Genomic DNA, 4,964 nt, shown 5'->3' with positions numbered 1-4,964 from the left:
ACGGACCGCTGGTGTACCAGCTATCGTGCCAACGGTAGTGCTGGGTATCTAAGTCCGGAAGGGATAAGTGCTGAAAGCATCTAAGCACGAAGCCTCCTTCAAGATGAGATTTCCCACTACGGAAGTAGATAAGATCCCATGCAGACAACATGGTAGATAGGCCGGGAGTGTAAGAGCAGCAATGTTTTCAGCTGACCGGTACTAATCGATCGAGTTCTTGACCAAGAAAAAGACGCAATACGAAGTAGCTGTTTAGTTTTGAGAGAACAGATAAAACTAGTCAAAAGCATATAAGTTTCTGGTGGCGATACCGGAGGGGGTACACCTGTTCCCATCCCGAACACAGCAGTTAAGCCCTTCAGGGCCGATGGTACTTGGAGTTCACGCTCCTGGGAGAGTAGGTCGTTGCCAGAGTATTTTTAAAACCCTACAGTTATAATGACTGTAGGGTTTTGTTATGTATAGATACGTGTCTATAGGGGCTTCTCATAAGTTCGCTGAACTTTTGGGAGGCCTCTTTTTTCATGTCCTTGGTTTCTATATATTCTGCCAATAATTAATAAAATCTAAATTATTGATTAAACTAGTTGTAATCGAAAATATAGCTTAAGTTAATAGTCCGTATTTTTTTGACTAGAATTCATAGGATACGTTGAATCAAGTAAAGGAATTTGCTGCTAATAATTTATAAGGCTGGTATCTAATGAAAATTGCTATTATTGGAGCTGGACTAGGTGGTCTTGCCTGCGCCCTGGAGTGCGAGAGATTAGGAATAATACCGGATGTTTTTGAACGTGATGAGTCTGTCGGGTGGCCTTATGTATGTATTGTCCACTGGCTTCATGTAATCCACAACAGCAAAGGTGATCTCCATAACTACCTAAGAGATAGGTTCGGTTTAGACTTAAAGCCTATAAATAGATGTACGGAATTAATAATGAGGTCGCAAAATAAAGAAACCAAGATCAAAGGTGATATCGGTTACATTATGAGGCGAGGTAAACATGTTGATTCTGTAGAAAATCAGCTATATCGTACCCTTAAAAGAACCCCGGTTCATTTTAATAGGCCAGCTGATTATAAAGAGCTGTCTAAGAAGTATGACTTCGTAGTTGTTGCTACTGGCAAAGAAACAGTTGCTAAAGAACTCGGTGTATGGAAAAGCATAGATATGGTTCACTTAAGAGGTGGACTTGCTTATGGTGCTTTTAACCCCACCAGTACAACCATTTACTTTAATATGAAACATGTTGGGCAGGGCCTTGCTAGGCTGGGACCTATAAATAGCACGCAGGCAATAGTGGGTATGTGTCATATTGGGGATGATGAACTGGAGATTGATAGGCATTATAAGGATTTTTTAGAGATCGAAGATTTAGAAGACCTTGAATTTGGTTACAAGTTTTCGATTCCAATGTGGACGGACGGACGAGTTAATAAATTTCAGGTCGATAATGTACTATTAGTAGGCCGTTCAGCAGGCTTAACAGAAAGATTTTTAGGAACGGGTGCAATTGAGGCGCTAATGAGCGGAACCTATGCTGCACGTGCAATGATAAAAGGGTTAGATTATTCCACCCTGGTTAAACCACTTCAGGACCATGTAGAGAATATCTCTTCTTTCAGAAAACCATTTGAGGGTCTTGATAATGATGGCTTGGATCGTTTAATCTCAGCAATAGATACACCCGTAATAAAGCAGCTAATATATAATAGTGGCTTAAACTTTGTTGATTTTTTTGGCCCTATCCAGCGTCAGATTAATAAAGTAACCAATATTTTAAGTGGTAAAGAAATAGAAACTTAACTACCAAGCAATTATAGGAATACCCCGCTGGCGCAATGCAGCGGGGTTTGTTAATATATTAGTGGAAAACATAGGGGGTGGAATTACCAAATGTTAAAGGTAAATACGGAAGAATGTATCGGATGTGGGCAATGTGTTCAAGATTGTTTCCCCAATGATATAGAACGGATTGATGGCAAAGCGCAGGTTAAAAACAGAAACTGCATTAAGTGTGGGCATTGTATTGCTATCTGCCCCAAAAGAGCGATATCTACAGATGAATATAATATGGAAGAAGTAAAAGAGTATAATAAGGATGAATTTTCAGTCGGTGCTGAACAGTTATTAAACTTTATTAAATTTAGAAGAAGTGTGAGACAATTTAGGGATAAAAAAGTAGAAAAAGAAAAGATTTTGCAGATCATAGAAGCTGGCAGGTTTACCCAAACAGGTAGCAATCTGCAGGATGTATCTTATATAGTGGTAAGGGAGGGACTACCGGAATTAAAAGCTTTAACCTATGAAACCTTAAAGAAAATGGGAGAACACCTGCTGGCCCAGCCAACTCCAGAGGCTAAGCTGTTGAGAAGATATGCTAAGATGTGGATTGACATGTACCAGGCATTTCAAAAAAATCCTCACGAAAACGATCGATTATTCTTTAATGCTCCAGCCATCATTATCGTTACTGCCAATTCCCAGATAAATGGGGCCCTGGCTTCCTCTAATATGGAGCTTATGACGAATGCCTTAGGACTAGGTACATTCTTCAGCGGCTTCTTTGTTAGGGCAGCCCAGCAAAGTAAAAAGATCATGGATTTTCTCAACATAGAAGGAGACAGTCAGGTTGTAACCTGTATGGTCATAGGCTATCCTAATGTAAAGTACTACAGAACTGTGCCAAGGAAAGAAGCGGCAATATACTGGAAATAATATTTGAAGCTTAATGAACATGATAGCGGAGCATATTTTTACAAAGGAGATTATAGGAATGTACAGCTTTAAGAATGACTATAGTGAGGGTGCGCATCCCAGAATTTTGAACGCTTTACTAGAAACAAATATGGAACAGGTTGAAGGCTATGGTCTAGATCGTTATTCCTTGCAGGCCATGGAAATACTTAAACAAAGAATCAAGCAAAATGATATAGATATTCATTTTTTATCAGGCGGTACACAAACCAACCTCACTGCTCTGTCAGCATTTTTAAGACCTCATGAAGCGATTGTTGCAGCTAATACAGGTCATATTCTGGTTCACGAGACCGGAGCCATTGAGGCCACAGGGCATAAAATTATTTCCATTGAGGTTACCGATGGCAAACTTAGATCCGAACAGGTTAAAACGGCTGTTGATATTCATGGGGATGAGCACATGGTTAAACCTAGACTGGTCTATATTTCAAACCCAACAGAAATTGGCACCATCTATACAAAAGGCGAATTGGAACAGTTAAGCAGATTTTGTCGAGAAAACAAATTACTTTTATTCATGGACGGGGCTCGCCTGGGTTCGGCATTATGCTCAGAAGAGAATGACCTAACCCTTGCGGATATAGGGCAATTAGTTGATGCCTTTTATATTGGCGGAACTAAGAACGGTGCCCTTCTGGGTGAAGCCTTGGTGATTTGCAATGACCGGCTTAAAGATGATTTTAGATACCATTTAAAACAACGGGGAGCCATGCTGGCTAAAGGTAAAGTGTTAGGCATACAATTCCTGGAATTATTTAGAGATGATTTATTCTTTGATATGGCGAGACATGCCAATGAGATGGCTAATTTGCTAAGGCTGGAAATCAGCGGAGCAGGCTACCAGTTTCTAACGGACTCTCCCTCTAACCAGTTGTTTCCCATATTACCAAATTATTTAATTACCAAGCTTCAGGAAAATTACTCCTTCATAGTTTGGGAGAAAATAGATGAGGAACGCTCTGCTATACGTCTAGTCACTTCCTGGGCTACTAGAAAAGAGGCTGTTTTAGCTTTTGTTGATGATCTGAAAAATAGTATAGCTAAATAGACTGTCCCCTTGATTTAAGGTGCAACTAAGTAGGAGTGTATGGTTGAGTCAACGATATACTCCTACCTAAATAACTATTTTCATTAGGAGAAACAATGAACAATTTTAAAATGCTAATCCAATATGATGGTGGAAGGTATAAGGGCTGGCAAAGGCTAAAAAATAGTGATAATACAATTCAGGGAAAAATAGAAAATGTATTATCGGAATTGGTAGGTAAAGAGGTTGAAATTATTGGCAGCAGTAGAACGGATGCTGGTGTGCATGCACTTGCTCAAATTGCCAATTTTAAGACGAATGAAAACCTGTCAGAAGCTGAAATGAAAACTTATTTAAATCGGTATTTACCCCAGGATATTAGTATTAGGGGAGTTACCCTAGTTCCAGAAGACTTTCATGCCAGGTACCATGTCAAAAGTAAAACCTACCTATATAAAATTTGGAACGAGGAATTTTCGAATCCTTTCCTGCGGAAATATAGTATGCATATTGAGAAAAAGCTAAATACCACCTTAATTAAAAAGGCTACTCAATATTTTATTGGTGAACATGATTTTACTGCCTTTTCAAATGCAAAGTCTAAGAAAAAGTCAATGGTCCGAGAAATATATTCGATTGATTTAGAAGAAAGTGCAGGTTTAATCCAAATCAGAATAAGTGGTAATGGATTTCTGCATAATATGGTTAGAAAGATTATCGGAACGTTAATAGAAGTTGGATTAGGTGAAAAAGCTGCTGAGGATATACCTAAAATTTTAGCTTCCAAGGAACGAAATCTAACGGGTTGTATGGCAGATGCGGGTGGTTTGTTCTTGGAAAAGATAAATTATTAATGTTAAAAATTACTCTTGCAAAAGGCTCAACATGTGTGTTAAGATAACAAATGTCGCCGCAAGGTGACAAACAAAAATTACCACTTGCAACTAACACAGAAAAAGTGGTAAGATATGATTCCACCGCCGATAAGGCAGTGAACAAACTACCAAAAACTTGCACTTGAAACACAGTGAAAGACATGGTAAGATAAGCTTCCGGTCGCGAGATCGGGACAAGCAAATGGTCTTTGAAAACTAAACAGCAGATGATGGATGAAAAACAGGTCAAGTCAAAAGTCGAGTTTAACACTCGAAACTAAGACGACCACAAAAAACATCC

4 protein-coding genes and 2 rRNA genes are annotated in these 4,964 nt (G+C 39.1%); all 6 read left to right on the top strand.

Annotation, left to right across the window (positions count from 1 at the left end; genetic code table 11):
• Positions 1-225, top strand: a 23S ribosomal RNA gene (locus AC1U9Z_RS17395); the annotation flags it as partial.
• Positions 226-297: 72 nt separating this feature from the next.
• Positions 298-414, top strand: a 5S ribosomal RNA gene (rrf, locus tag AC1U9Z_RS17390).
• Between the two features lie 289 nt (positions 415-703).
• Positions 704-1,807: an NAD(P)/FAD-dependent oxidoreductase gene (locus AC1U9Z_RS17385; protein WP_479958483.1), complete on the top strand. Its 1,104-nt coding sequence runs from the start codon at positions 704-706 to the stop codon at positions 1,805-1,807.
• Positions 1,808-1,897: 90 nt separating this feature from the next.
• Positions 1,898-2,719 carry a nitroreductase family protein gene (locus tag AC1U9Z_RS17380; protein WP_479958482.1) on the top strand — a complete coding sequence of 274 codons (822 nt, stop codon included), beginning with the start codon at positions 1,898-1,900 and terminating at the stop codon, positions 2,717-2,719.
• A 58-nt stretch (positions 2,720-2,777) separates the two neighbouring features.
• Positions 2,778-3,809, top strand: a complete 1,032-nt coding sequence (locus AC1U9Z_RS17375; RefSeq protein ID WP_479958481.1) for a threonine aldolase family protein — start codon at positions 2,778-2,780, stop codon at positions 3,807-3,809.
• A 95-nt stretch (positions 3,810-3,904) separates the two neighbouring features.
• Entirely contained in the window at positions 3,905-4,642 is a 738-nt protein-coding gene (gene truA, locus AC1U9Z_RS17370; RefSeq protein WP_479958480.1) for a tRNA pseudouridine(38-40) synthase TruA, read from the top strand.
• Positions 4,643-4,964: the final 322 nt, after the last annotated feature.

The organism is Desulfotomaculum sp. (assembly GCF_982386235.1).
Note: the sequence above shows the minus strand (reverse complement) of the source record. Positions and strands in the feature narration are given on the sequence as shown.

Coding starts and splice junctions, on each gene's coding strand:
- truA (WP_479958480.1), top strand. CDS start 3,905: ATGAACAATTTTAAAATGCTAATCCAATATGATGGTGGAAGGTATAAG.
- AC1U9Z_RS17380 (WP_479958482.1), top strand. CDS start 1,898: ATGTTAAAGGTAAATACGGAAGAATGTATCGGATGTGGGCAATGTGTT.
- AC1U9Z_RS17385 (WP_479958483.1), top strand. CDS start 704: ATGAAAATTGCTATTATTGGAGCTGGACTAGGTGGTCTTGCCTGCGCC.
- AC1U9Z_RS17375 (WP_479958481.1), top strand. CDS start 2,778: ATGTACAGCTTTAAGAATGACTATAGTGAGGGTGCGCATCCCAGAATT.